Raw genomic sequence first — 25959 nt, forward strand, 5'->3', positions numbered from 1 at the left:
AAGCATCCTCCATTCATAGTTTTGCTGAACGTCGCGCAAAATCAGTAAACTTGAAGCGATCAGGTCGATGTAATGACGTCGTGTACTGGAAAAATGACGTATCGGCCAAATAGGTTAGGCTGCGGACAATAACAACCAAAGACTTTGCTGGTAGATTTAGAAGTTGGCAGGTATAGTCATCGCCTGGTTCTACGGTAATTGACTTAGTTGCGTAGGCAATGTCTAGGTTGAGTTCTTGTTCAAAGTATTTATAAAGTGAGCTTTCCGCTACTGAACGTGGGATATGCGGCACAATACTTTTTAAAATATAATCTTCATCTACGACGATCGGTTCCTGTTCAATTTGCCGCAAGCGGCGCACAAAAGTTGCCGCCCGTTGTTCAACCGCAACTTGGTCGGCGATGTTTTCTGGCAGCGCCCGTTCTTCTAAATTGATAATCTTAGTTAAAGCATGCATTTGCTGACGTTGATTTAATTCTGAAAAAGTCGTGATTCCTGAAATTGGGAAGGTAAAACGTGAAGTGTTTAAAACAATTGAGCCTTTCCCTTTGACTTTTTGGATCAGCCCGTTATTTGTTAATTCTTCGAGGGCTTTGCGAATGGTATCGCGAGAGGTGCCATATAAGCGCATTAATGCAGCTTCACTTGGCAGCTTATCACCAACAGGATATTGACCATATTTAATTTTACTAGATAGATCTTGTGCAATTGATAGGTATTTTGCAGTTGTGTCCATCATCTCACCCCATTGTGATAAATTTACGAATGATATTGTAACAAAACAGACAAACAATATGAATCGCTTTCAAAAGTATTATATCATCCCTATCCGGACAAGTAAATTTAAAAGAAAAACAATGTTATTCAAAATTAAATACTGATATTTCAAAGCTATTTAAGAATCTATGGTTTCTAAACGTATTTTTGTTGACACCTGTACGTACAGGACGTATACTGAACATTGAAAGCGGTTAATTAGCTAATTCCTTATTTAGGAGGGTGAGAAATGTTTAAATTTTTTGGCAAGAAAAAGCAGATCGATAATCAAGTTTATGCGCCGGTGACGGGTGAGTTAGTCGACATCTCTCAAGTTAGTGATAAAGTCTTTTCATCTAAAGCAATGGGGGAAGGCTTTGGGATTCAACCGAATGCTGATCAGATCGTGGCACCTGTGTCGGGCACGGTAAGCATGGTCGCAAGTACCAAGCATGCAATTGGGATAACCATGGCGAACGGCTTGGAAGTTTTAATTCATATGGGCGTGGATACAGTTGATTTGAAAGGCGCACCCTTTGAGATCCAAGTGGCTACCGATGAGCCGGTGACAGGTGGTCAGCCTATTGCCACAATGGATTTGGCGCAAGTCAAGGCAGCCAATCTGGATACTGTCATTATTGTCGTCATTACAAATTCAGCCGACAAACTTGGAGCTTTAAATGTTGCGAAAGGTCCAGTTGAACAAAGTCAAGTCGTGGGGACTGTGACAACAAAGTGAGGAGAATGAAAAATGGCTAAAAAGGATTACACAGAGCTGGCTAAAGAGATTATTCAAAATGTTGGTGGTCAGCAAAATGTGGATAGTTTGATCCATTGTATTACTCGATTGCGTTTTTACTTGAAAGATGAAGATAAGGCCAACACGGCTGTTTTAAAAAATACGCCGGGTGTGATTGATGTCCGTAAAGCCCAGGGACAATATCAGGTTGTTATCGGAAATGCCGTCACAGATGTTTACGATGCAGTGATCCAGCAACTTGGTCCGGAATACGCTGATCCTGAAGCAACCGCACAAGCCGTCGCTGAAACGGGTGGGACTGCTAAAACACCGCAAAATTTAAGTTTGTGGGATCGATTGAAACATGGGATGAATAATCTAATTGGCGTGATCACGGGTTCGATGAGTCCGGTCATTGGTGTGATTGCCGCTTCTGGTATTATTAAAGGTTTACTGGCATTATTGACGTTACCGCAACTCGGCTCTTTATTAGATCCTAAGAGCGTCCCATACTTAACAGTTTCTGCTATGGCGGATGCAGCCTTTTATTTCTTACCCGTACTAGTTGGCTTTGCCGCCGCTCGTCGGTTAGGTGGTGACCCCATCATTGCCGCGACAATTGGGGCCTTTCTAGCGTACCCACAAATTGTCCAATGGGGCACGAATTTTAAGACGATGTTTACCATTGGTGGTTTTGATTTTCAATTCTTAAAATACACCTATTCAATTTTTCCAATGATTTTAGCCGCTTGGCTAGCTAAAAAGCTGGAAGTTTGGTTAAAGAATCATTTACCAAATTATTTGCAAATGATTTTTGTACCAATGATCGTTGTTCTGGTGGTCTCAACCGTAACAATTCTAATCACTGGTCCAGTAATTCAAGGTATTGCCAATGGTATCGCTGATTTTATTACTTGGTTGGTCAGTGTATCTGGTTGGGCTGGTGGTCTGATCATCGGCGGTTTCTATCAAGTGCTTGTTATTTTCGGTTTGCATTGGGGCGTTGTGCCACTGGTTGCTCAGCAAATTTCAGCCAATGGTGCTAGTCCGCTAAACGCCATTATCAGCACTACAATGGTTGCGCAAGGTGCTGCTGTCTTGGCGGTTGCGATTAAATCACGCAAGGCAGGCCTGAAAGAACTTGGTTTTGCAGCTACGATTTCAGCATTTTGTGGTGTTACTGAACCTGCGATTTATGGTGTGAACTTAAGATATCGTAAAGTCTTTGTTTCTGGTTTGATAGGCTCGGCAGTTGGTGGCTTTATTACAGGTTTAATGCATGGCAATATGTTTGGATTTACTGGATCATTGATTGGTTTTTCATCGTTCTTTGATCCTAAGAATCCAACGAATTTGAATAGTTTTTATGCCTTCTTGTTCTCAAGCATCGCTGCTTTAATTGTCAGCTTCATCATCACTTGGGTCTGGGGCTACAATGACAAGATGGTCATGGGTGAAAAAGTTGAGAAGAAACAAAACCCAGGTAAAGTTGCTGCCAGTCATTAATTGCAAATTTAAGTGAATGTCTGATAGAAAAGTATAATGAAAGCTTCCTAAAATCGACATAACTAAATTAGGTCTATTATCTCCAGGTCATCAGGCCTCAGGTAGTAGGTCTTTTTTTGTTTTCTGAAATTGGCTTGAAGTCTGATTTAGTGTATAAATATATATAAATATTCGAAAAACGTGCATAAATATTAATTATGATGTATAATGAGAAAAATTAAAAAATAATGAGGTAGATATTATGAATCAAAATGAAGAGCATTGGGGTAAAAGAATACTGCATCTGATGTTAATTGCAACGATGGTTATTGGTACGTTTTTGCCATTAGCAAATTTGACTAAGACAGGCACAGTGCAGGCGGCACAAACAAAACAGTCAGATCCATATTTGCAAAAAATCAAGAAAAAGGGGACGTTGGTTTTAGGTTTATCAGCAGATTATCCACCTTATGAATTTCATAAAACGATCAAGGGTCAAGATGAAATCATTGGGTTTGATGTTTCAATTGCAAAGAAAATTGCCAAAGATATGGGGGTTCATTTAGTCATCAAGGAAATGGGGTTTGATGCCTTACTGGGAGCGTTAAAAACTGGCAAAATTGATCTTATTATTTCAGGTATGTCAGAGACACCAGAACGGGCCAAACAAGTTACTTTTTCTGACCCATATTTGACGGTTAAGCAAACGGTGATGGTTCGGAAAGCAGATGCCAATAAGTATCAGGGCGTTAATGATTTTAATAATGTAAAAGTTGGCGTGCAAAAACAAACGACGCAAGAGACCCTAGCTAAAACTGAATTAACGGGTGCCAAAACAGTTAGTCTGCAAAAAATGACCGATATTGTACTTAATTTACAACAAAAGAAAATTGATGCGATCGTCATTGAAAAACCAGTGGCGGACGCTTATGTGGCTCAGGATAAATCATTAGCCTTGGCTAAAAATGTCAAGTTTGCCAACGCCACTAAAAATGCAGCGGTGGCCATGCCAAAGGGCGCCCCTGCGTTAGCGGCACAAGTCAATCATTCCATTCGACAAATCAAACAGCAACACTTACTGAATGGTTATATCAAAAATGCTCAGAAGCAGATGTTTGCGAATAGTGGCTTTTTTGCTCAATATGGCAGTTATTTCTTGTCAGGGACAGGCATTACCATTGGTTTAACCATTTTAGGCGTCTTGTTTGGCACCATCTTAGGCACTGTTTTAGCGTTAATGAAACGCGCGAAAAACTTCTTAGCCCATTGGATTGCTGTGATCTACATTGAATATTTCCGGGGCACGCCATTACTCGTTCAGGTATTTATGATCTATTTTGGTACTCAGATCATGGGTTTGGATTTATCAGCCTTTGTTTCCGCAGCAATTGCATTGTCGCTTAATTCCGGCGCTTATGTTTCGGAAATCATTCGTTCCGGCATAAATTCAGTGCCAAAAGGACAAACAGAAGCTGCTCGGTCTTTGGGTATATCTCAAAAAGACACGACCCGGTTTGTTGTCTTGCCACAAGCGGTAAAAACAATTTTGCCAGCATTAGGAAATGAATTTATTTCCTTACTAAAGGAATCGGCAATTGTTAGTGTTATTGGTGTCGGTGAATTGATGTTCCAAACGGGGGTCGTTCAAGGGGCCAGCTTCAAACCGTTTAGTCCATTAGTTTTAACTTCATTTATTTATTTTGCATTAACTTTGGTACTTTCAGCATTATTGAATGCATTTGAGAAACGAATGAATTTAGGGCGTCCTAAGAACCAAGTCCTTTAGAATTGCATTAGTATCCAGCTTATAGGGGGAATAACTTTGGTCAAACCATTAGCAAAATTATTTCAAGCTCCAGAAAAAAATATATTAGCAGATATCGGTAAAACCGCTGCAAATATGCAAAATATTATTGATCTATCCATTGGTGATCCAGATCAGCGCACGGCGTTGCCAATTATTGAACAGGCCTATCAAGATATGAAAGCTGGCTATACTCATTACACGGCTTCAGCCGGGGATCCTGGTTTTTTGCAAGCTATTTTAGCAACACACAATACACGTTTTCACACACATTATGACTTAACAAATGTTCGAGCAACTGCCGGTGCTTCACATGCCATGTTCATCGCTTTAGGTGCCATCTTAGACCCCGGCGATGAAGTCATTATTCATGAGCCTTATTTCACCTCTTATAAAGTGGAAATTCAAGCCTTTGGGGCGAAACCGGTTTTTGTTAAAACGACCGCTGACCATCAATTTCAACTGCAAGCGGCTGATTTAGAAGCGGCGATCACGCCTAAAACTAAGGCGGTGATCATTAATTCTCCGAACAATCCGACTGGGGCTGTTTTTTCTAAAGCAACTTTGGCAGCCATCGTGGCAGTAGCACGTCAATATGATTTATATTTATTTGCCGACGAGGTTTATTGGCCTTATGTCTATGGCGCGCATGAATTTATCCCATTGGAAGCTTTGGCCCCAGAGCGAACGATTGTGACTGGATCATTATCTAAAGTTTTTGCGATGACGGGCTTTCGGATCGGTTATTTATTAGCACCTGAGAAAATCAACGATGCGGCTGGACTCTTAAATGAGGGGGTCGCTTATACACCTTCAGCGCCAGGCCAGCGAGCTGGGAAATTTGCTTTAGAACATCTAGCTGATTTTATGCCGACTTTACGAGATGATTTTAAAAAGCGGTTGACCTATTTGGCAACTGAGCTGGCAAAGGTACCTTATCTAAAGGTGATGCCTGCAGCTGGCAGCATTTATTTATTTGTAGATATTCGTCAATCAGGTATGGATGATGTGGCTTTTAGTGATTATCTCTTGAAACAAAAGCAAGTGTTGGTGATTCCAGGTCGTGCCTTCGGAGATTCTGGAAAAGGCTTTATTCGCATTGCCGCCACCCAAGATATGGCGACATTGGCTTTAGCTGTCAAAGCTTTTCAAGAATTAAAATTTTAGGGGTGTAATGATATGAAGATTTTAGCAATGAATGCCTTTACAGAAGAAGTGGTAGAGCTAAAAAAATGGGCTCAAGAAAATAAGCAAGACTTGACGATCACGGAGACACCATTAACTACCGAAAATATTGATCAAGTAAAGGGCTTTGATGCCCTATCTGTTCAACAAGTCGTACCTTTAGGTAGCCCAGCGGTTTATGCCAAATTAGCCGAGTTTGGTATTAAGCAAATTGCCGTCCGGTCGGTTGGTTATGAGTTTATTGATTTAGCAGCAGCTAAAGCCAATGGATTGGTTGTTACGAATGTGCCGGTGTATTCACCACGATCAGTGGCAGAATATGTCCTGGCCCAAACAATGCGGTTATTGCGGCATTTAAACCAGTTCGAAGAGAACGCAATTCAGCATGACTTTACTTGGCTGGGTAAAATCTCACCAGAACTGAGTGAATTGACGATCGGTATCATCGGTGCCGGGCATATTGGTAGTGCAGTTGCGCAAATATTCCATGCCTTAGGCAGTCAAATCATGATTAATGACCCGGTTGAAAATCCTGATTTGGCTGGATTTGCAACTTACACAGATTTGACAACACTTTTGACTGCCAGTGATGTGGTGACGTTACATGTGCCCTTAACGAGTCAAACAATGAAATTATTGAGCACAGAAAGTTTTGCCAAGATGAAGGCTTCTGCCTATTTGATCAATGCCGCTCGTGGTCAAGTCGTGGATACGCCAGCGTTGATTCAAGCCTTAAAATCCGGCACGATTGCGGGGGCTGCCTTAGACGTTTGGACTGGCGAAGGGCCTTATTTCGACTATGACTGGCAAGGCAAAGATTTGAATAATTCTGAATTAGAGACTTTGTTGACTTTGCCCAATTTAATTTTGACGCCCCATATTGCTTTCTTTACGAAACATTCTGTTCATAATATTGCCTATACTGCCTTAAATGAGGCAGTTCGTGGGGCGTCAGGACAGCCTGTAAAGCACCCCGTGAATTAAAACTGTTACTTAAATAAAAAAATTAATTGTAGTCCTTATTTAAATTTGTTAGAATCTGCTCTATATACTGTTTATAGTGCAGATTTTTTATTGGAGTGAGTGCTGTTGCGTCAGATAAATCCAAAACGTATTGTTGTGAAGATCGGAACCAGTAGTTTAGTTTTAAAAAATCGTAAGCTAAATTTGCGTGCTATTGCCCGTTTAGCATTTGTTTTGACAGATTTATGTAATCGCGGCATCCAGGTCGTACTGGTTTCCAGTGGGGCAATGGGGGTAGGCATCGGTATGTTGCATTTAAAGGATCGGCCCAGTGAGATTCCCCAACAGCAAGCAGTTTCAGCTATTGGACAAAGTCAATTGATCGGTATCTATACCAAAGAGTTTGCGGAATATCAGCAGATTGTCGCGCAAGTTTTACTGACGCGTGATGTGATGCTGTTTCCGGAGAGCAAACGCAATGTCGTCAATGCTTTTAAGGCGATGATGGGGCAGCATATCATTCCAATTGTGAATGAAAATGATAGTGTTTCAGTTGATGAGTTGGATCATCAAACGAGCTTCAGTGATAATGATGAATTATCCGCAATCGTTACCGAAATTATCGATGCCGATTTATTGATCGTTTTGTCAGATATTGATGGCTTTTACACCGGAAATCCTTATAAAGATCCTGACGCTGTTTTGATTCCTGAAGTGCATGCCATTGATGCCGACATTTTGGCCTATGCTGGGGGCAGCAGTACCCAGTTTGGGACTGGTGGCATGACGACTAAACTTAACGCTGCTCGACGTATCTTAGAGCACCATCGCCAAATGATACTGGCAAACGGCCGCGATCCGGAAATTATTTTTGATATTCTAGATGGTAAAGAAATCGGGACTTTATTTACAACCAAAGTGATGAAAGCGAGGGTTTGATAATGATAACAATGTCTTTAACCACAATGGGGCAACAAGCTAAAGCTGCTAGTACAGTCTTAAGTCAGCTAGATACCCAAACAAAAAATCAGGCTCTGATGACGATGGCATCAGCCTTGGAAGAACACACAGATGAAATCTTAACAGCGAATGCTAAAGATATGACGCACGCGAAGCAAAATCAAGTCCGCCAAGTGATGTTAGATCGTCTATTGTTAACGGCTGACCGTATCCAGACCATGGCTGAGGGCTTACGACAAGTTCAAACTTTGCCAGATCCAATTGGTGAGGTGACCCAAGGCTGGACGACGCCGGTTGGTCTACAAATTAAGCAGGTTCGTGTCCCTTTAGGCGTGGTGGGCATGATTTTTGAGGCACGGCCTAACGTCACTGTTGATGCAGCGGCTTTAACCTTAAAGTCTGGTAATGCCGTTATTTTACGCGGTGGTAAAGAAGCGATTGCGACCAATATCACTTTGGCTGATGTCTTACGCCAAGCACTGGTTTCTATGGCATTGCCGGCAGATGCCATTCAGCTGGTTCATGACACATCTCATGAAACCGCAGATGAATTGATGCAGCTAACCGACTATATTGATGTTTTAATTCCCCGAGGCAGTGCAAAGTTTATTGATTTAGTCGTTCAAAAAGCGACCGTACCGGTAATTGAAACGGGTGCTGGTAATTGTCATGTCTATGTTGCTGCAGATGCCGATTTTAAAATGGCGCTCAATATTATTGTCAATGCTAAAACCCAGCGGCCTTCTGTTTGTAATGCGATGGAAAAGTTAGTTGTTGATCGCCAAATTGCGGCTGAATTTTTACCACAAGTTCAAGCAGCACTGCAGCCTTATAGCGTCACTTTAAAAGGAGACGCTACCGCTAAAGCCATTTTGCCGGATATTGAAGTGGCTGCTGAAGCAGATTGGGGCACCGAATATAATGATTACATCATGGCCATCAAGGTCGTTGATGATATCGAAGGGGCAATCGCACATATCAATCGTTACAATACCAAGCACTCGGAAGCAATCATTACAAATAATTATGCTGACAGCCAGAAATTCACAAAAGCAATTGATGCGGCGGTTGTTTACGTGAATGCTTCTACACGCTTTACAGATGGTTTTGAATTTGGTTTTGGTGCAGAAATCGGTATTTCTACTCAAAAATTACATGCTCGTGGACCAATGGGCTTGACTGCATTAACATCGACTAAGTATATCGCTGAAGGTAATGGCCAGATTAGAGCCTAAGTCGATTGGCATACCGTTAAAGTTAAATTATTCGTAACTAAAAAGACGATTGAGCGTAAGCTTTTAGGCTTATTTTCAGTCGTCTTTTTGAGTTGCTTCTTAGATCAAGTGATAGTGCTTCAATCCCTGGATGATACCACCCCGTTCATTGGTATCAGTCACATATTCTGCACGGTCTTTGACCGCATCAATACCGTTACCCATCGCCACAGGATGGTCAACCAAGCCTAGCATTGGTAAGTCATTGAAGCCGTCACCAAATGCATAAGTTGGCGCTTTTTTTAAGTGCATAACTTCCAATAATTTTTGAATGCCTTGAGCTTTGGAAACGTCCTTTAAAACGGTATCGATGGAGTAGGGCGTGTTGCGGTAAAAAGTTAAGCGGTCATTAAAGGGATAGCTATATCGTTTGTCATTAGCTGTAGTCAAAATCAACATCATGTAAACTGGATATTTCTCAAAAAAATCTGAATTCACAGGGGGCATCGGTGTTTTAGTGTAATTGAAAGAATTATTGGCGTCATCGGTAATGCGCAACATACCTTTATGGTGTCCCGAGAAAAAAACGACACTCTCTCCCAGACCATTGGCAATATCCACGACGCCTTGGACAGTTTGTGCAGGAATTTGGGCTTTGTAAATTGGCTTGCCCTCATATTCGATATACGCACCGTTTAAAGCAATAAATGAATTAATCCCAGCTTGTTGCCGGGCATCTCGTAGTTCACTTTCGTGGCGGCCGCTGGCGATCACCCGTAAGTACCCATTGGCTTTTAATTGATCCAACGCAGCCACAACGTCTGTATCGATGGTTTTATGTTCGTTTAAGAGTGTGCCATCCAAGTCAAAAAAGACGACCCCTTTGTATTCTGTCATAGTTTGTTTTACCTCCAAAAATTTTGTAAATGCCTTTTTTATGCTAATATGAACTTAACTGCGACGTATTCGTTCGCTAAAAGATTGATTTTTTTGAAAACAATCTGTGAAAAAAGCAATATTGCTTAAATTCATTGTATAATTAATACTAAGTTATTTCTCACATAAGATGCAAGTTTTAATGAAGGAAGTTATCAAATGAAAATATTAATGATTGAAGATAATAAATCTGTTTCTGAAATGATGAGTATGTTTTTTCAAAAAGAGAACTGGGACGCCCATTTTGCCTATGACGGCGATGAAGGCGTCAAAATGTTCAAAGAAGATCCAGATGGCTGGGATATTATTACTTTAGATCTCAATTTGCCTGGTAAAGATGGTATGCAAGTGGCTAAAGAAATACGGGAAGTTTCACAGGCTGTACCTTTGGTCATGCTGACAGCGCGTGATTCTGAAAGTGATCAAGTTTTAGGCCTTGAACTTGGTGCTGATGATTACGTCACCAAACCATTTAGTCCGATCACTTTGGTTGCACGCTTGAAAGCCTTACATCGTCGTGCAGAAATTGTTGAAGAAGATGCGCCTCATAAATCTAGTGAAACAGCTAATGATGATCAAAATTTTGATGTGATCACGGAACATTTTAAATTAAGTACTAAAACGCGTGAAGCTTATTTAGATGATAAAGCAATTGAAGGTTTAACGCCAAAGGAATTTGATTTACTGCACACTTTGGCTAAAAATCCCAAACAAGTTTTTTCCCGGGAAAAATTATTGGAATTAGTTTGGGACTATGAATATTTTGGTGATGAACGGACAGTTGACGCGCATATTAAAAAGTTACGCCAAAAAATTGAGAAAGTTGGGCCGCAAGTCATTCAAACGGTCTGGGGCGTCGGCTATAAATTCGATGATTCTAGCATTAAAGAGTCAGAGGCTTGATGTAAATGAAACTGATTTATCAGCAAATGCTAAGCTTCTTTTTCGTAATTTTGACGACAATTTTAATCGTCAGTGCCACCATTTTTAGTTATTCACGGAATTCAGCCTATCAACAAACTTGGACCCAACTAGAAGGTTATGCGGATAATCTGCGCGATGATGCGATGCAAGTAACCAATAGTCAAACTGGTCAGACTAAAGACTTGCAAGCTTCCTTTTTGCGTGATCTAGAGTTTGTTTTACGGGACCAAGAAGTGAGTTTTACCGTCTATGATGCTACGAATACGCGTGTTTATGGCGACCCCATGGTTAGCGCGCCAGCTTTGAACAAGTCTACTTGGAAAGGTTTGGAGCAAGGTAAACGCTATCGGCAAGAAACAACCCAGAACCAAACTGACTTAACACCATCCACAAAGAAGCGTGGCCCAGCACGGACCTTTGTCATTGTACCTTGGTTTTATAATAATAAGATGGTTGCGGCAGTCATTGTCAGTTCACGAGTCACTCAGATTCAAGCAAGTATCGATCAAATCAAAAATAATTTGCTGATTGCTGTCATTGTTTCCTCAATAGCTGCTTTGATTTTAAGTTATTTTTTGGCGCGTTTTCAAGTTTCTAGGATCAATCGTTTGAGAACCGCGGCCCATCAAGTGGCTGAAGGGAATTTTGAAGTACAAATTCAAAGTCACGATCGCGATGAATTAGATGAATTGGCTGACGATTTTAATAAGATGATTACGTCGCTAAAAGTGTCTAACGAGGAAATCAAACGTCAAGAAGAACGCCGGCGCCAATTTATGGCTGATGCTGCTCATGAAATGCGGACGCCTTTGACGACCATCAATGGTCTACTTGAAGGCCTGGCTTATGATGCAATTCCTGAAGAATCCAAAGGTCAGAGTATCGAATTAATGCGTAATGAGACGAAGCGGTTGATTCGGTTGGTGAATGAAAATCTAGATTATGAAAAGATTCGAACCGGCCAGATTCCTTTGCATAAAAAAGAATTTGATTCGGTGCAAGCTTTGCATAATATTATTGAACAGTTAACTAAAAAAGCCAGTGATGCAGGCGATAAATTGAAGCTACACGCACCCGATAAACTCACGACATATGCGGATTACGATCGTTTCGTTCAAATCATATTCAATATTATGCAAAATGCCATTCAGTTTACGCAGAACGGAACGATTAATGTGACAGCTAAAGATGATTATAATAGCACGACATTTATCGTTAAAGACAATGGTATCGGTATGACCGAAAAACAGGTTCGTAACATTTGGGAACGTTATTATAAGGCGGATCCATCCCGAAAGAATACAAAATATGGTGAGTCGGGCTTAGGATTGGCAATTGTCCATTCCCTAGTTGAACAGCATCACGGAACTATTCAAGTTCAAAGTGAACTAAATGTTGGGACGACCTTTACTATTACGTTCCCTAATAAAAAAGCAAGCGAAAAGAATGATACTAATCATGAATCAGGTAAAAAATAGAGTGCCTGTGACAAAAAGTGCTCGGCAGCCAAGAAAAAAGCCTATTTTAAGCGTACCGCTTTAATCGCAAGGGCCCACAAAGATTAGATTTTTTAGTCTAATTTTTGTGGGTCTATTTGTTTCTTTAGCTGGTATTTTGTAATAGTTGTGGTGTTATTTTTTAAAACTTGATATAGGTCAATTTTTGAATGCCTTGATCGTTTTATACTGGATTTTGTAAACGAGGAGGTACGACGCAAATGAAATTACAAAGATTTGTTACAAAACATAACCACCAATTTTTATTATTGAATGGCATTTTAATGGTCCTAGGGTTAAGCTTCAATTTTTGGACTGATCAAAGGACTATCGCAGTTATTTTACTGATTGCGGCTTCGATAATTGGGGTTTTTCCAATTGCCTTGCATGCTTTTAGTGCATTGCGTTACAAAACGATTTCTATTGAGCTATTAGTGACCATTGCTGTGATCGGTGCTTTCGTTGTTGGCGAATTTCATGAATCCGCAATCGTCACTTTTCTGTTCTTGTTCGGAGGATATCTCGAAAAGAAAACGTTGGCAAAGACAAGAGCCTCGATCAAAACGCTAACGGAATTGGCACCAACCACAGCCACCGTCAAAACGGCACAAGGTGAAAAGCAAGTAGCTGTAGATGACTTAGCAGTCGCAGATCAAGTGTTAGTCAAGCCGGGGGACCAGATCCCAGTCGATGGTGTGATTATTCAAGGCCAAGGATATGTCAATGAGGCGGCAATCACCGGTGAATCTAAACCAGTTTTTAAAGCAACTACGACTCAAGTTTATTCAGGTTCACTATTAGACAGTGGGATGCTCACGGTTAGAACCGAAAAAGTTGGCGATGAAACCACTTTTGGTAAGATCATTGAACTGGTGGAAGAAGCACAAGATGCCAAATCGCCGGCTGAGAAGTTTATCGACCGCTTTGCTAAATTCTATACGCCGGCAGTTTTAGTAATTGCTCTAGTTGTTTATCTGATAACTCGAGATTTAAACACTGCGATCACATTATTAGTGTTAGGTTGTCCTGGCGCTTTGGTTATCGGAGCGCCCGTATCTAATGTGGCTGGTATCGGAAGTAGTGCCAAAGCAGGTATTCTGGTCAAAGGTGGGGAAGTAACGACTGCACTAGCTCACGTTGATACCGTTTTATTTGATAAAACGGGTACGTTAACGGTGGGTAAACCTGAAGTTGTGACGACAATCAATTTAATTGACGATGCCGAAAAATTAAAACAAACAACAGCACAATTACTAGCCATCGAAAAGACGAGCAAACATCCTTTAGCCCAAGCAATCGTGACCGATCTCATGCATAAAAAAATACCGAATATTTCCTTAAAAGATTCACCTGAAACCGTTAAGGGGCAGGGACTAGTTACGGATACGTTATTTGTCGGTAATCAACGGTTATTGGCTGATCATGGGATTCAACTTGATGCCAAAGAAAAACTGACCGTGCAGCAAATCCAACAGCAAGGACTTTCGACTGTTCTAGTGGCAGATAAGCAACATTTGTTATTGGCTTTAGGTATCGGTGATGCGTTGAAACCAGACACTGCCGCTGCTTTAAGCAAACTGAAAGCTATGGGATTAAACCGGCTGATCATGTTGACAGGGGATAACGCCGCTAGTGCCCAGGCAATTGGCCAGCAATTACCGTTAAGTGGTATTCAAGCAGAACTGTTGCCAGAAGATAAATTGGCTTATATTAAAGCACAACAAGCTGAGGGGCATCAAGTAGCTTTTGTGGGTGATGGCATCAATGATAGTCCAGCCTTAGCTGCAGCCAATGTTGGCATCGCAATGGGTGCCGGAGCTGATGCTGCCATTGAAACTGCCGATGTGACCTTGATGAATGCAAACTTTATGGCCTTGGTTGTTGCTATCCAAAAAAGTCGGCAAACGCATGCCAACACCGTGCAAAATATTGTCATCGCAATTGGGACAGTGGCCGCTCTATTGATCGGTTTATTGCTTGGTAAAATTGATATGGCGTCAGGTATGTTTGTTCATGAAGCCAGTATTTTAGTTGTGATTTTTAATGCCATGCGTTTATTGCGGCACTCAAACTTAGCTAAAAGAATTCAAACTGCAAAAAAAATTGCAGTTCAACGATAAACTTGATTTGTATCAATTTTTTTAGATCATGGTCAAGTTATACTGAACTTGTAAATGAAATTAGGAGGTTTTTTCGATGGCAAAAGTTACTTTAGCATTAGATGAATTAACATGTCCTTCATGTTTAACTAAAATCAAACAAGCGGTTTCTAGCACACCGGGGGTTACCAACGTCAAAGTATTATTTAATGCTGGTAAAGTTAAAGCAGAATTTGACCCAGAAGTTGTTCAAGCAGAGAAAATTGCCGCTGTTGTGACTGATTTGGGTTACGAAGTAAAATCTCACAAAACAATTGTATCGGAGGGTTCTAATAAATGACTGATACAAAAATTGAAGCAGCATATCAAGCGGAAATTGAACAAGCAGACAAGGACCACCACACACCGACAGCAGGGGCAATGACCGGACACATTCTGGCCAACTTGAAACGACAAAGTTTTAAATTGGAACAATATATGTGGTATGCTCAAGGAGAAAATACCTACTTCAGATCATTATATGATGGTAATCAGCAGTTATATTTTGATTTAGCGAAAGTTATGTTAGCAGAGCATGAACTAGTACCAACAACGGTCAAAGAAATGACTGATTATGCCATGATCGAAGATGACGGTCGTAATAAATACCAATCAGTCACTGCCATGCTCAATGATACCGGCCGAGACTTTGCAAAGGCTAACTTGTTTGTAACACGTGCAATCAAATTGGCACAAAAAGAAGAACGCTATCCCTTAGCCCAACAGTTAATTCATGTTTTAAGTGTTAACGAACAGAATATTTGGATAATTGAACACAAGCTAGGTCAAAAAATTGACTTAGATTTGGATGATGAAGCTTAGTATAGTAATTTGAATTTTAGGAGATGGCTCTCATGACGCAAGAAACAATATTCCATATTCATGAAAAAACGCACCAAAATCATACTTGTGCGGAGATCGTCCCTATTTTTTCAAATTTGGATCAGACCCAATTATTGAAGATCTCTGAATTGATCCACCATCAAAGTTTTCAAAAGGGCAATGTGGTCATTGATCCAGAGACCCAAGAATTAATCATCTTAAATCAAGGTCATTTAAAGCTATATCAGCTTTCCAGTACTGGTAAAGAACAGCTCTTGCGTGTCCTTGGACCTGGAGATTTTGAAGGTGAGAAAGTTCTATTTGGTGCTAAGACACCAGATGCTTATGCTGAAGCTTTAACCGATGGTACGGCGTGCGTTATTTATAAACGAGATTTTCAGGCGCTATTGTTGAAGTATCCAGCAATTAGTTTAAAACTACTGCAGGAATCTGCGGAAAAGCTGGCGGCATTGGAACGACAAACAAGTTATTTAAGTGCCGACTCGATTGAACAACGGTTAGTGAGTTATTTGATGGATCTGTATGAAGCACAACAACAAGTACAATTCGTATTGCCAATGAAGCTTAAAGAGCTTGCCGCCTATATTGGGACAACGCCAGAAACCTTGTCGCGGACATTTAAAGCTTTGCGCCAGGCCAATTTGATTCAAAAGGATCGCCGAAAAATCACGGTACTAGACCCTGACAAATTAGCAGCTCAACTTTGATAGAGTTATTAAAAAGGTATGAACTTAGCAAAACATCTATTTTGCTAGTTTCATACCTTTTTGTATGTTGAATTTACAATTTAAGTGCAAATAAAAATGACCCATAGCTAGAATCCTGTACAATAAAGGTGCTACCAACAACATTATTGAAAGAGAGGTCTTAGCTATGAGCCACTACCACCATCTTACCATAGAAGAACGAGAACAGATATTTTTAATGCATGCCCAAGGAAAAAACAGCTTAACTATTGGACGGGCCCTTAAACGTAGTCCTTCAACGATCTATCGTGAGCTTGCTAGGAATCAGGACACACATAACTACTCACCTGCTAAAGCACATAAACTCTATACAGACAGAAAGCGCAATTGCGGTAGGAAAAGAAAGCTGACAGATCCTGAGAGTCTTAAGATCGTCCAACACTTGTTTTTAGAATGCCATTGGTCCCCTGAAGAAATTGCGAACCGCTTAGTGGTTGAACATCATCAACTCCAAATCAGCTACAATACGATCTATCGGGCTATTCAAAACGGCACATTCGACCAACAAAATCAAAAAGCCACCCGCAAACTACGCCATCGAGGTAAAACACGTCATGCCAAAGGGTATGTGGAAAAACGCGGTAAAATTCAAATCAGTCACACCATCCATGAACGGCCGTTGGCCGCCAATGATAGAACGGAGATTGGTCATTGGGAATTAGATACTATGGCGGGGAAAACTGGTAGAGCCTGTGTTGTAACGGTCGTTGACAGAAAATCACGGTATACCTTGATTGGCAAGGCTGCCTATAAAAAAGCTAGTGCTGTCACAGAAGCTCTATTGAAATTGACGAGCCAACTACCGATCAAATTGATCAAAACGATCACGCCTGATCGCGGTAAAGAATTCACAGCCCATCAAGAAGTTACTGAGAAGACGGGGATCGAGTTTTACTTTCCAGATGCCCATGCTCCTTGGCAAAGAGGAACTAGTGAGAATACCAATGGTTTGATCCGGGAATATTTACCCAAGGGTCAAGATATCACAGCTTCCGATAGAGAGATTGCTCAATACACAAGCCAATTGAATCACCGGCCAAGGAAATGTTTAGGTTGGAAAACACCCTACGAAGTATTCTACGATAAGAGTTTGCGTTTAATTTGACAATTCAAGATACAAAATTATGGTGTGTTGGTACTTGAAGCACTAGAACTGGTCATTGCCGAACTAGAAAAGGCTTGGCTACTGGTGGTACTCGAACGATTATGCTTACCCGCTTTGGTATTTTCTTTGACCTCACTTGGAAGCTCGGTGATTGGCGATTTGTCATCATTCAGTTCTGGCGCATCTGTTTGATATAAGTCTGTCGTGGAACCGCCATGCTGACTGTAGACACTGGTTGACTTTTTGCCTAAATGATTTTGGACGGATAATAACCGTAACCAATTTTGAGTGTAATCTTGATTTTCTGGATTAACTGGGGTGAAGTTGATTGGTGTGTAAAAGCGAAGTAAATTCTTGTTATTAATATTATCAGAAATGGATAAGCGGTCACTGACATCTTGCTGATCCGCATTTAACCTTTTGATTTGTTGATTTGATAAATCTTTGATAATATTTCCGGTTTTGTTATCATACACTGTCCCACTGGCACCTTTACCACCTAAGACGGTATATGTCGGTGTTACAAAGTCCCGGTTTCGAAACGCAACAATGTCGTTATGTTGGGTCGACAGTAGATCCGTTCCCATAAACATATATGGTGTTGTATCCACGCCAAGCAAGTGCATCAATGTTGGCAAGACATCAATCTCACCGCCATAGGTACTATTAATGCCGCCCTTAAGGCCAGGCATATGAAACATTAAAGGGACACGTTGTAATTGAGCATTATCAAATGCTGTCCAATCAGAACTCGTCTTATCTAGTAAAGGGGCTAAGGATAGATTGTCACTATTGCTTAAACCATAATGATCACCATAGATCATTACCAAAGTATTATCGTAGAGGCCGGATGCTTTCAAGTAATCAAAGAATTGTTGCAAAGATTCATCTAAATAATGTGCCGTTCGGAAATAATTATTCACGATATCATCGTCGGTATTCGGTTTGGGAAAATCACTGTCAGTATCGCTTAGAGAGAATGGAAAATGGTTGGTAACGGTGATAAATTTGGTATAGAAAGGTTGCTGCAAACGTTCCAAGTATTTGGTGCTTTCAGCAAATAGTAGCTTATCTTTCAAACCATAACCGATCGCATTATCTTTGGACGTATCAAAATAGGAGGCATCAAAGAAATAATTGTAACCCAAATTACGGTAGACATCCTTACGATTCCAAAAACTGCCAGTATTACCGTGAAAGACAGCACTATCATAACCTTGTGTTTGTTGTAGTATTGCTGGCGCGGCTTCAAAGGTATTGTCTGTACCTAAAGAGGTAAAAACAGACCCTTCAGGTAAGCCGAACAAACCTGTTTCTAACATCGTTTCAGCGTCACTGGTACGGCCCTGGCCTACTTCGTGGAAGAAATTAGAGAAACTTAAGGTGGATTTATCATGGTAAAGACTATTCAAAAACGGGGTGACTTCTTGATTATCGATTTTTTTGTCGATCAAAAATTGCTGGAAACTTTCTAGGTGAATGATGATCACGTTTTTGCCCTTAGCTGTTCCAAAATAAGTAGGGTTTGGTGCGGCTTTATGGTGTTGGATATAATTGTAAGCCGCCGTCATTTCACTCCCATCAGAATTGGCACGTACTTGGTTGTTTTGCGCGGTCCGAATTGCATCATAGAACATGAAATTTTCAATGCCCAGATATTTAACAATGTAATTACGATCAAATGTCCGTGTTAGTAACTGTGGTCGACTCGTTTCAGCAAGAAATAAGTTTAATAAAAAGAATGTAAAGGTACATAAAGAAACGACAAATGCCTTTTTAGGCCGATATTTTTTAGGATCGATCGGGATGATACGGCGAAACAGTAAAATCAAAATAATGATCACATCGAGCCAAATCAGAATATCTTGTGGTGCCAGTAGACTTAGCGTGCTTTTGCCTAGCCCTTGGGATACCTTGCTTGAACTCATAATTGTGTTGATCGTCAAAAAATCAGTTGCCTGGCGATAGTAGATGACATTAGCAAATAATAGAATCAACTGTAAAATGTAAATCACAAACATGGCAATATAGGATAGAATTGGTTTGCGTATGTATAAGGCCAAGCTCAGTAACAAAGCACTTGTGCCAAATGGTGTCAGCCACATGATCAAGTGCTGGTAGGGATCGGTTAAGCCTAATGAGAAGTCTGTGTAGTAGATGTAAATAGACTTTGCCCAAAGTAAAATCAATAGTAGAGTGAAAAAGCCTAAGCGACTCTTAAAAAAGGCCCTTATTCTGAGTTTATTCATGAGTTGTTCCTTTCAGAATTTAGCTTCAATTATTATAACGCGTGAAACCAGTAGTTACAATTTTAGTATATAAAGATATCATGACGAAAAAATGAAGATATTTTTGAAATGCCACAAAAAAGCTCTTTTTTTTGATAAAATAGGGCATTGAAGTTTGTTAAGAATTCGGAGGAAGTCATATGATTTTTCTAGGGCCAATTTATCGAATGGTTGCCACCGAATATCAAACGCGCATCAATCATTTTCCGCTGATTCGATTGATCTTCTATAGTTTGGACAAGACTATCTTCTACCTGCTGATTTTCATGTTTCTGCGCATCATTTGGCAAAGATGGCGGCACAAGCGGCTTAAATTCAGTCATGAATTGATGCTATTTCTATTTGTCGGTTACTTATTGATGCTTTATTTCTTAACTGTGTTTCGAGGTATTTATTTCCCTTGGCAGGTCAAACTAGACTTTGACCGCTCGCTGAACGAAATCAATTTTGTGCCGCTTGTTGAAACACTGAAACTGATCTATGGATTATCCAAACTAGATTTCCTGTATAATCTATTTGGTAACATCCTTTGGTTCATACCCTTTGGGATTGGTTTACCAATTTTGATGCGCCGACCTACTTTTGCAAAGGTGCTCTTACTGGGCATTATGACCTCGATCAGTATTGAAGTGTTTCAGTTTTTGTTACACACCGGTATTACAGATATTGATGATGTGATTTTCAATACAGTCGGTACTGTGATCGGTTTTGGATTATATCGTTTATTTAAGCGGCACTCGTTGTGATCATTTTGGAATAAGACCTAAGGAGATTTAATGATGTTAAAAGTATTATTAGTACTTCATGACGGCAAAGATTATATTCGCATGAATAAAGTATTTTTTGAAGAATTACCGATCAAAGGGCAGTATATCGTGAATTCAGATGGACTGGCATACTTGGTTGAAGAGGTGACGACTTTTGCCAACTATGTGACCAGCAAAGGCGCGATTGGCATTGTTGTTGTCCACCAGGCACCGCGAGACGAACCAGTTAGTCAGTTATATGGGTTAAATATTGAAGAAGATTTGGATGATTAGCTCATTTGAAGAAGGTCGGACCGTTGCCTTTTGGAACATATTGAAACCAAAAATATTTATCATCAGCGTTTGCTGAATACAACACACAAGCTTTGCCTCAGCCATTCGCCCAAAATAAAAAAAGACTTGTCTAGGCAAGCCTTTTTTTATAGCTAAAACGATCTTTAATCTTCCATAATATCGCGGTCAAAAACTTCGATGTTATCGAGTCCACCGTAAATATCATACCAAGGAGTTGCATATTTATTTAGGATTTCATTGAGTTCAGAAACATTTTGTTTGCCTTGAGTTTGCAGCCAGTTTTCTAGAGCTGCCTTGCCACCATCAGCGTAAACTTGAACACCGTCTAACCAAGTCGCACGGCCACCCAGGATGCCACTGTAATGATTGCCAGCTTTACCGGCAAAGGTCAATTCAGAGCGAAATGTTTCAGCGGAAACACCACCAGATAGGTAGATAAATGGCCGGTTAACTTCATCATTAGCTGCTTTAAATATCTTGGCAACTTCATCTTGTGAGTAGACCGGCTGCACACCATCTTTAGCATAGCCTTCAACAAAGTCCCAGTTAACAGGTACTTCAGCTTTAATGACATCAATATGATATTTGTCTTTTGAAAATTCCTTCATGGAATCTAAGACTAACTGTGGTTTCTCTTTAGCAAATTCAGCGCTCTTAGCGTCTGGAATCTTGTCATCGTAGGTCACAATTTCAACAAATAATGGAATGTCTGCAGCTAAACCTTCATTGCCGAGTCGTTCCAGAAAGGCGTGTTTGACGTCGTTAATTTCCTCTGGGTCATTTGGATTGTAATAGACTAATACTTTGGCAGCATCAGCCCCCTTAGCCAACAAACGATCTAGGGATTCATTTTGCAATAACTCTGGGTAACGGCCAACTGTGTTGACGTCATAACCCGTTTTCTCATAAGACATGATCAAGCCAGAATTAGGATTTTTAGATTTCATACCTTTGAAACCTAATTCTTCGTCTAACAAAATACCAGAGACATACTTTGTCAATTCTTTGGAAACCAATTCCTTAAATTCATAAACCATGTCTAAGTTATAAGTTTTACCAGCTTTTTCGGCTGCGGCTTTCATGATTCGTTTCATAGAACCACGTTGATCAATTGCCAAGGCTGCAATAATACCTTGATCATTTGACAATTGCTGCAGCTTTTCAAACTTGCCCCGTGAGATACGTTTCTTTGCCATAAAAATATCCCTCCAAAAACAAAATTAACTTACAACCCGTATGCTACACTTCTTCACGATTGTTTTCAAATTGACAATGTTGATTTAATGGGCTGTTTTTGAAAAAGTAATTTTTTTAAGGTCTAAAATGTGTATTCTTTATCAAATGATTTTTGTAAAAAATGACACATCTATTATTTTTTGGGTAGCCAAGTGCCAGGTTTCTTGATAAAATAACAGCTTGTGTACTATATAAAACTAACTGGAATGAGGCGTATTTGTGAGTATTCTGATAGCACTTATCCCAGCAATTGCCTGGGGTAGTATTGGCTTGATCAGTGGGAAACTTGGTGGCAATGCTTATCAACAAACCCTCGGCATGACCTTGGGCGCTTTCCTATTTGGTATCGGGCTATTTTTATTTTATCGACCATTTATTGACGTAAAAGTTCTCCTTATCGGATTGTTATCTGGTATTTTTTGGGCTGTAGGTCAAGGCAACCAATTTAAAGCCATGAAAGACATGGGTATTTCAAAAGCGGTACCGATGTCTACTGGGATGCAATTATTTTTTAATACAGTTGCCGGTGCCTTACTATTCCATGAATGGCAGACAGCCAAGCAAATTTCTTTGGGCAGTGTTGCCTTAGTGTTGTTGATTGCTGGTGCCAGCTTAACTTCTTTACGGGATAAGAATAGCGAATATAATCGTTCTGATGATGGGACGCACTTTGCTAAGGGCCTAAATGCATTAATTATTTCAACTGCTGGCTATCTTGGCTATACCGTGATCGTCAAGTGGGGCGGTTTTTCAAACCCCATTTCGATTATCTTGCCGCAGTCGATGGGGATGGTTATTGGTGGTTTAGTACTTGCTTGGGGTAAAGAAAAACAACCTTGGGCAAAACCAACACTTAAGAACATCTTAACTGGTATTTCTTGGGGCATCGGAAATACTGCCATGTTTATTGCGATGAGTAAAGTTGGTTTGGCTATCAGTTATTCCTTAGCCCAAACCGGCATTATTATTTCAACGATCGGGAGTATTATTTTTCTTGGCGAAAAGAAATCTCGAAAAGAATTGATATTTACTATAATTGGCTGTCTTTTAGTCATTCTTGGTGGCGTTTTCTTAGGTTTTGTGCAATAATTTCTTATTTCCTCATGAAAAACCGGAGTTTAGTGTTTACAATTGACTGGTTTTGGTTGAAAATGAGTATGTTTGATATATACAACATAGGAGGTTATTTGGATGGCACATATTAATTTTGACGATTCAAAGCTTAAACCATTCATTCATGACAATGAGTTAGGCGAAATTCAAGCAATGGTCAATGCAGCAGACCAAGAATTACGGGAAGGTACCGGTGCAGGTAATGATTTCCGTGGTTTCTTAGACTTGCCAGTCGACTATGACAAGGATGAATTTGCACGTATCCAAAAGGCTGCTGCTAAAATTCAGAGTGATTCTGAAGTTTTAGTTGCGATTGGCATTGGGGGTTCATACCTTGGTGCTCGTGCTGCAATGGATTTCTTAGGTGGTTTCTTCTATAACTTTGAACCAAATCGCAAAGTGCCTCAAGTATTCTTTGCTGGTAACTCCATCAGCCCATCTTATTTACATGACTTGATCCAACAAATTGGAGATCGTGATTTCAGCTTAAATGTTATTTCTAAATCAGGAACAACGACTGAACCAGCGATTGCTTTTCGTGTTCTCAAGGAAAAATTGATTGCAAAATACGGTCAAGCAGAAGCAGCTAAACGTATTTATGTGACAACTGATAAAGCTAAGGGTGCTTTAAAAACTGAAGCTGATGCTGAAGGCTATGAAGCATTTGTTGTGCCAGATGATATTGGTGGTCGTTTTTCTGTACTTTCACCAGTTGGTTTATTGCCAATTGCTGCAGCCGGTGGCGATATTGATCAATTGATGCAAGGGGCAGCCGCCGCTCGTAGTGAATATACGGATACTGATTTGAATAAAAACGAAGCTTATCGTTATGCGGCACTAAGAAACATTTTATATCGTAAAGGCTACGTTACTGAAATTCTTGAAAACTACGAACCATCGTTACAATATTTTGGCGAATGGTGGAAACAGTTAATGGGTGAATCTGAAGGTAAAGACCAAAAGGGCATCTATCCAACTTCAGCTAACTTTTCAACTGATTTACACTCATTAGGTCAATATATCCAAGAAGGTTTGCGTAATACAATGTTTGAAACGGTTGTCAAAATTGGCAAACCTAATCATGATATTGAAATCCCTAAGTCAGATTCTGATTTAGACGGTTTGAAATACCTTGAAGGCAAAACAATGGATTACGTCAATACGAAAGCTTACCAAGGTGTTGTTTTAGCACATACTGACGGGGGCGTTCCAGTTATGACGGTTAATATTCCTGACCGGACTGCTTTCACCTTAGGTTATACGATTTATTTCTTTGAAATTGCAGTTGCGATTTCAGGATACTTGAATGGTATCAATCCATTTAACCAGCCAGGTGTTGAAGCTTATAAGAAGAACATGTTTGGTTTATTAGGCAAACCTGGTTTTGAAGCATTAGGTAAAGAATTGAATGAAAGACTTTAAGCCACATTGGTTAAAGTTAAATAAGTAAACAAAAAAAGTCTGGAATTTCCAGGCTTTTTTAATTTGTCTCAATTGGTAAAAGATAAGTAAAATTCGTATGTAAGTGTTGGTTTGTAAATGTGAGCAAAACATATTTACTTTCAGAAATATTGGTTTTGTCTGATGTGGCGTAAAGTATTTGTTCCGAAGTACCAGTTGGTTCAATTGTTTTTGGTTGATTATTTGCGGCTTGTAAATGTAAAGTTTCATTTTCTGACGTTTGAACCATAAAGTTTTTTAAGTTTAATGCGTAAGCTTGGGTTGATTCAAAATTATGAATTAGAATCGGGATTTCAATAGTACTATCATCATTGATTTTTAATTGAGCTGATTTTATCTTGAACCTTAAAATCGGATTATTATTAAAGTCATAGACCGTAAATTGGGAACCTGGTTTGAGTAAATTACGATTCTGTTGGTCTGCTTTTTCAGTCTGTCCATTGGTTGTACCAGCTTTTGGTAAAGGGCGCGTCGCGTTTTTAAAGGCTGTGACCTGGGCATGATAAGTACTGGCCGTTCGTGCACTTGTCCAAGTTGTGACGCTAAATATGATCAGCAATATACCCATGGCTAAAACGACCCAGAAAAGCCGATTGCGTTGATAAAAAGCCTTGTGTATCATTGGGTCGCTGGAATCGTCTGATTCAGATACTGCTGATGAGTTAGCGGTACGAGCAAATCGTTGCAATTTATGTAGTAATTTGTCTGGTGCAAAGGCGACAGTGGCGTGACCCAGTGCACGTGTTAAAGTTTCTGCAGCTGGTTGTATTTTATTTAATAAGGCAGTGTCATCTAAGTCTAGCAACTGGCGAATTTCACAGATCTTAGTTAGGTATTGAGTATATAATTTGCCGAACTGCTTGTGGTTATTAAGCAATTGCAAAATGAATATACTTGTAATTAAAGCAGTTAAAAGGTCATCAATTTCTGCATAATCACTACTGATTCGGATCATGATTGACAATAACCGTAAAACTTGGGACCAATCATGATGAATAGCAAGGGCTTCAAAAAGAAAATTGATGATTGTTTGCAAATAGTGATATGTATTATTGAATGATGCTGTTTGAGCACGTGTCTCAAGGTCTGATGGTGTCATGAATGCTGTGAGCCCATAATAGTCGGCTGTCAGAAGACAGGCGTGTTGTTGTAGCATAGCTTGACCAATTGAAGACAACTGAAAACGGCTGGGGTGGTCGGGCATCGGTGTGATCCAATGTTGTTGCAAAGCCAAATTAATTGTCAGGGACTGATTTTTTAGTTGACTCAAATAAACTATTTTCGGTTGCTTCGTGTTTGGCCAATCATATAGTCTACCCAAGAAAAGAATTAAATCAATTTGATTCACATCGACACCCCCCACATGATTATTATACATGGCGTTGAAGTATTAAACCTATTTTTTTTAAAATTAACTTTATGAATAAGGTACTGAGAATTGTGATTTCTACAATCTTGAGCCTTAACAAATTGAGTAGGTGAGGGCATTGCCCTTTGTAACACATT

General features: G+C 40.0%; 21 protein-coding genes and 1 pseudogene. 17 read left to right on the forward strand and 5 right to left on the reverse strand.

Features of this window, described 5'->3' with window-relative positions; genetic code table 11:
- Positions 1 to 13 precede the first annotated feature (13 nt).
- Positions 14 to 736, reverse strand: coding sequence for a trehalose operon repressor (gene treR, locus ACNAN0_RS05360; protein WP_416354082.1), 723 nt, complete (start codon positions 734 to 736; stop codon positions 14 to 16).
- A 270-nt stretch (positions 737 to 1006) separates the two neighbouring features.
- Here treR and ACNAN0_RS05365 point away from each other — a divergent pair.
- The 6 genes and pseudogenes from ACNAN0_RS05365 (at position 1007) to ACNAN0_RS05390 (ending at position 9127) form a co-directional block, all read left to right on the forward strand.
- A pseudogene (locus tag ACNAN0_RS05365) lies at positions 1007 to 3001 on the forward strand (glucose PTS transporter subunit IIA).
- Between the two features lie 241 nt (positions 3002 to 3242).
- Complete coding sequence (locus tag ACNAN0_RS05370) at positions 3243 to 4766, forward strand: ABC transporter substrate-binding protein/permease (RefSeq protein ID WP_416354083.1); 1524 nt, start codon at positions 3243 to 3245, stop codon at positions 4764 to 4766.
- A gap of 36 nt (positions 4767 to 4802) precedes the next feature.
- Positions 4803 to 5951 carry an aminotransferase class I/II-fold pyridoxal phosphate-dependent enzyme gene (locus ACNAN0_RS05375; RefSeq protein WP_416354084.1) on the forward strand — a complete coding sequence of 383 codons (1149 nt, stop codon included), beginning with the start codon at positions 4803 to 4805 and terminating at the stop codon, positions 5949 to 5951.
- 12 nt (positions 5952 to 5963) lie between these two features.
- Positions 5964 to 6953, forward strand: coding sequence for an NAD(P)-dependent oxidoreductase (locus ACNAN0_RS05380; RefSeq protein ID WP_416354085.1), 990 nt, complete (start codon positions 5964 to 5966; stop codon positions 6951 to 6953).
- Between the two features lie 102 nt (positions 6954 to 7055).
- A complete protein-coding gene (gene proB / locus ACNAN0_RS05385; RefSeq protein WP_416354175.1) occupies positions 7056 to 7871 on the forward strand; it encodes a glutamate 5-kinase in 816 nt (271 codons plus the stop codon).
- 11 nt (positions 7872 to 7882) lie between these two features.
- On the forward strand, positions 7883 to 9127 hold the full coding sequence (locus ACNAN0_RS05390; RefSeq protein WP_416354086.1) for a glutamate-5-semialdehyde dehydrogenase: 1245 nt from the start codon (positions 7883 to 7885) through the stop codon (positions 9125 to 9127).
- 99 nt (positions 9128 to 9226) lie between these two features.
- Here ACNAN0_RS05390 and ACNAN0_RS05395 read toward each other — a convergent pair whose 3' ends face one another.
- On the reverse strand, positions 9227 to 10003 hold the full coding sequence (locus tag ACNAN0_RS05395) for a Cof-type HAD-IIB family hydrolase (protein ID WP_416354087.1): 777 nt from the start codon (positions 10001 to 10003) through the stop codon (positions 9227 to 9229).
- A 198-nt stretch (positions 10004 to 10201) separates the two neighbouring features.
- On the opposite strand from ACNAN0_RS05395, the gene ACNAN0_RS05400 reads away from it, so the two are divergent.
- The 7 genes from ACNAN0_RS05400 (at position 10202) to ACNAN0_RS05430 (ending at position 17294) form a co-directional block, all read left to right on the forward strand.
- Positions 10202 to 10945, forward strand: coding sequence for a response regulator transcription factor (locus ACNAN0_RS05400; protein WP_230914245.1), 744 nt, complete (start codon positions 10202 to 10204; stop codon positions 10943 to 10945).
- Positions 10946 to 10950: 5 nt separating this feature from the next.
- Positions 10951 to 12444: a sensor histidine kinase gene (locus ACNAN0_RS05405; protein ID WP_230914244.1), complete on the forward strand. Its 1494-nt coding sequence runs from the start codon at positions 10951 to 10953 to the stop codon at positions 12442 to 12444.
- Between the two features lie 239 nt (positions 12445 to 12683).
- On the forward strand, positions 12684 to 14582 hold the full coding sequence (locus ACNAN0_RS05410) for a heavy metal translocating P-type ATPase (RefSeq protein ID WP_416354088.1): 1899 nt from the start codon (positions 12684 to 12686) through the stop codon (positions 14580 to 14582).
- Between the two features lie 76 nt (positions 14583 to 14658).
- Positions 14659 to 14901 (forward strand): heavy-metal-associated domain-containing protein, encoded by a 243-nt coding sequence (locus ACNAN0_RS05415; RefSeq protein WP_416354089.1) that lies wholly within the window; start codon positions 14659 to 14661, stop codon positions 14899 to 14901.
- Complete coding sequence (locus tag ACNAN0_RS05420; protein WP_416354090.1) at positions 14898 to 15422, forward strand: DNA starvation/stationary phase protection protein; 525 nt, start codon at positions 14898 to 14900, stop codon at positions 15420 to 15422. The genes ACNAN0_RS05415 and ACNAN0_RS05420 overlap by 4 nt, the downstream gene beginning before the upstream one ends.
- Positions 15423 to 15454: 32 nt before the next feature.
- The gene (locus ACNAN0_RS05425) at positions 15455 to 16150 is read left to right on the forward strand and encodes a Crp/Fnr family transcriptional regulator (RefSeq protein WP_416354091.1); all 696 of its coding nucleotides are present in this window, start codon (positions 15455 to 15457) and stop codon (positions 16148 to 16150) included.
- A 166-nt stretch (positions 16151 to 16316) separates the two neighbouring features.
- On the forward strand, positions 16317 to 17294 hold the full coding sequence (locus ACNAN0_RS05430) for an IS30 family transposase (protein WP_416354092.1): 978 nt from the start codon (positions 16317 to 16319) through the stop codon (positions 17292 to 17294).
- A 17-nt stretch (positions 17295 to 17311) separates the two neighbouring features.
- On the opposite strand, the gene ACNAN0_RS05435 is transcribed toward ACNAN0_RS05430, so the two are convergent.
- Complete coding sequence (locus ACNAN0_RS05435) at positions 17312 to 19543, reverse strand: LTA synthase family protein (protein WP_416354093.1); 2232 nt, start codon at positions 19541 to 19543, stop codon at positions 17312 to 17314.
- 179 nt (positions 19544 to 19722) lie between these two features.
- On the opposite strand from ACNAN0_RS05435, the gene ACNAN0_RS05440 reads away from it, so the two are divergent.
- Together ACNAN0_RS05440 and ACNAN0_RS05445 are read left to right on the forward strand one after the other, a co-directional pair.
- Positions 19723 to 20328 (forward strand): VanZ family protein, encoded by a 606-nt coding sequence (locus tag ACNAN0_RS05440; protein ID WP_230914238.1) that lies wholly within the window; start codon positions 19723 to 19725, stop codon positions 20326 to 20328.
- 33 nt (positions 20329 to 20361) lie between these two features.
- Positions 20362 to 20622 carry a LysR family transcriptional regulator gene (locus ACNAN0_RS05445; RefSeq protein WP_230914237.1) on the forward strand — a complete coding sequence of 87 codons (261 nt, stop codon included), beginning with the start codon at positions 20362 to 20364 and terminating at the stop codon, positions 20620 to 20622.
- Positions 20623 to 20786: 164 nt separating this feature from the next.
- On the opposite strand, the gene ACNAN0_RS05450 is transcribed toward ACNAN0_RS05445, so the two are convergent.
- On the reverse strand, positions 20787 to 21839 hold the full coding sequence (locus ACNAN0_RS05450; protein WP_230914236.1) for a tagatose 1,6-diphosphate aldolase: 1053 nt from the start codon (positions 21837 to 21839) through the stop codon (positions 20787 to 20789).
- A 259-nt stretch (positions 21840 to 22098) separates the two neighbouring features.
- On the opposite strand from ACNAN0_RS05450, the gene ACNAN0_RS05455 reads away from it, so the two are divergent.
- A complete protein-coding gene (locus ACNAN0_RS05455) occupies positions 22099 to 22968 on the forward strand; it encodes a GRP family sugar transporter (protein ID WP_230914235.1) in 870 nt (289 codons plus the stop codon).
- 102 nt (positions 22969 to 23070) lie between these two features.
- Complete coding sequence (locus tag ACNAN0_RS05460) at positions 23071 to 24414, forward strand: glucose-6-phosphate isomerase (protein ID WP_230914234.1); 1344 nt, start codon at positions 23071 to 23073, stop codon at positions 24412 to 24414.
- Positions 24415 to 24472: 58 nt separating this feature from the next.
- Here ACNAN0_RS05460 and ACNAN0_RS05465 read toward each other — a convergent pair whose 3' ends face one another.
- The gene (locus ACNAN0_RS05465; RefSeq protein WP_416354094.1) at positions 24473 to 25801 is read right to left on the reverse strand and encodes a hypothetical protein; all 1329 of its coding nucleotides are present in this window, start codon (positions 25799 to 25801) and stop codon (positions 24473 to 24475) included.
- Positions 25802 to 25959: the final 158 nt, after the last annotated feature.

Source organism: Agrilactobacillus fermenti (assembly GCF_047943045.1).
Lineage (GTDB): Bacteria > Bacillota > Bacilli > Lactobacillales > Lactobacillaceae > Agrilactobacillus > Agrilactobacillus fermenti.

Bases quoted from the DNA above. Each gene is read 5' to 3' on its own strand.
- ACNAN0_RS05400 (WP_230914245.1), top strand. From the start codon at position 10,202: ATGAAAATATTAATGATTGAAGATAATAAATCTGTTTCTGAAATGATG.
- ACNAN0_RS05405 (WP_230914244.1), top strand. From the start codon at position 10,951: ATGAAACTGATTTATCAGCAAATGCTAAGCTTCTTTTTCGTAATTTTG.
- ACNAN0_RS05425 (WP_416354091.1), top strand. From the start codon at position 15,455: ATGACGCAAGAAACAATATTCCATATTCATGAAAAAACGCACCAAAAT.
- ACNAN0_RS05430 (WP_416354092.1), top strand. From the start codon at position 16,317: ATGAGCCACTACCACCATCTTACCATAGAAGAACGAGAACAGATATTT.
- ACNAN0_RS05410 (WP_416354088.1), top strand. From the start codon at position 12,684: ATGAAATTACAAAGATTTGTTACAAAACATAACCACCAATTTTTATTA.
- ACNAN0_RS05460 (WP_230914234.1), top strand. From the start codon at position 23,071: ATGGCACATATTAATTTTGACGATTCAAAGCTTAAACCATTCATTCAT.
- ACNAN0_RS05450 (WP_230914236.1), bottom strand. From the start codon at position 21,839: ATGGCAAAGAAACGTATCTCACGGGGCAAGTTTGAAAAGCTGCAGCAA.
- ACNAN0_RS05390 (WP_416354086.1), top strand. From the start codon at position 7,883: ATGTCTTTAACCACAATGGGGCAACAAGCTAAAGCTGCTAGTACAGTC.
- ACNAN0_RS05380 (WP_416354085.1), top strand. From the start codon at position 5,964: ATGAAGATTTTAGCAATGAATGCCTTTACAGAAGAAGTGGTAGAGCTA.
- ACNAN0_RS05395 (WP_416354087.1), bottom strand. From the start codon at position 10,003: ATGACAGAATACAAAGGGGTCGTCTTTTTTGACTTGGATGGCACACTC.
- ACNAN0_RS05420 (WP_416354090.1), top strand. From the start codon at position 14,898: ATGACTGATACAAAAATTGAAGCAGCATATCAAGCGGAAATTGAACAA.
- ACNAN0_RS05415 (WP_416354089.1), top strand. From the start codon at position 14,659: ATGGCAAAAGTTACTTTAGCATTAGATGAATTAACATGTCCTTCATGT.
- ACNAN0_RS05440 (WP_230914238.1), top strand. From the start codon at position 19,723: ATGATTTTTCTAGGGCCAATTTATCGAATGGTTGCCACCGAATATCAA.
- ACNAN0_RS05445 (WP_230914237.1), top strand. From the start codon at position 20,362: ATGTTAAAAGTATTATTAGTACTTCATGACGGCAAAGATTATATTCGC.
- treR (WP_416354082.1), bottom strand. From the start codon at position 736: ATGGACACAACTGCAAAATACCTATCAATTGCACAAGATCTATCTAGT.
- ACNAN0_RS05435 (WP_416354093.1), bottom strand. From the start codon at position 19,543: ATGAATAAACTCAGAATAAGGGCCTTTTTTAAGAGTCGCTTAGGCTTT.
- ACNAN0_RS05370 (WP_416354083.1), top strand. From the start codon at position 3,243: ATGAATCAAAATGAAGAGCATTGGGGTAAAAGAATACTGCATCTGATG.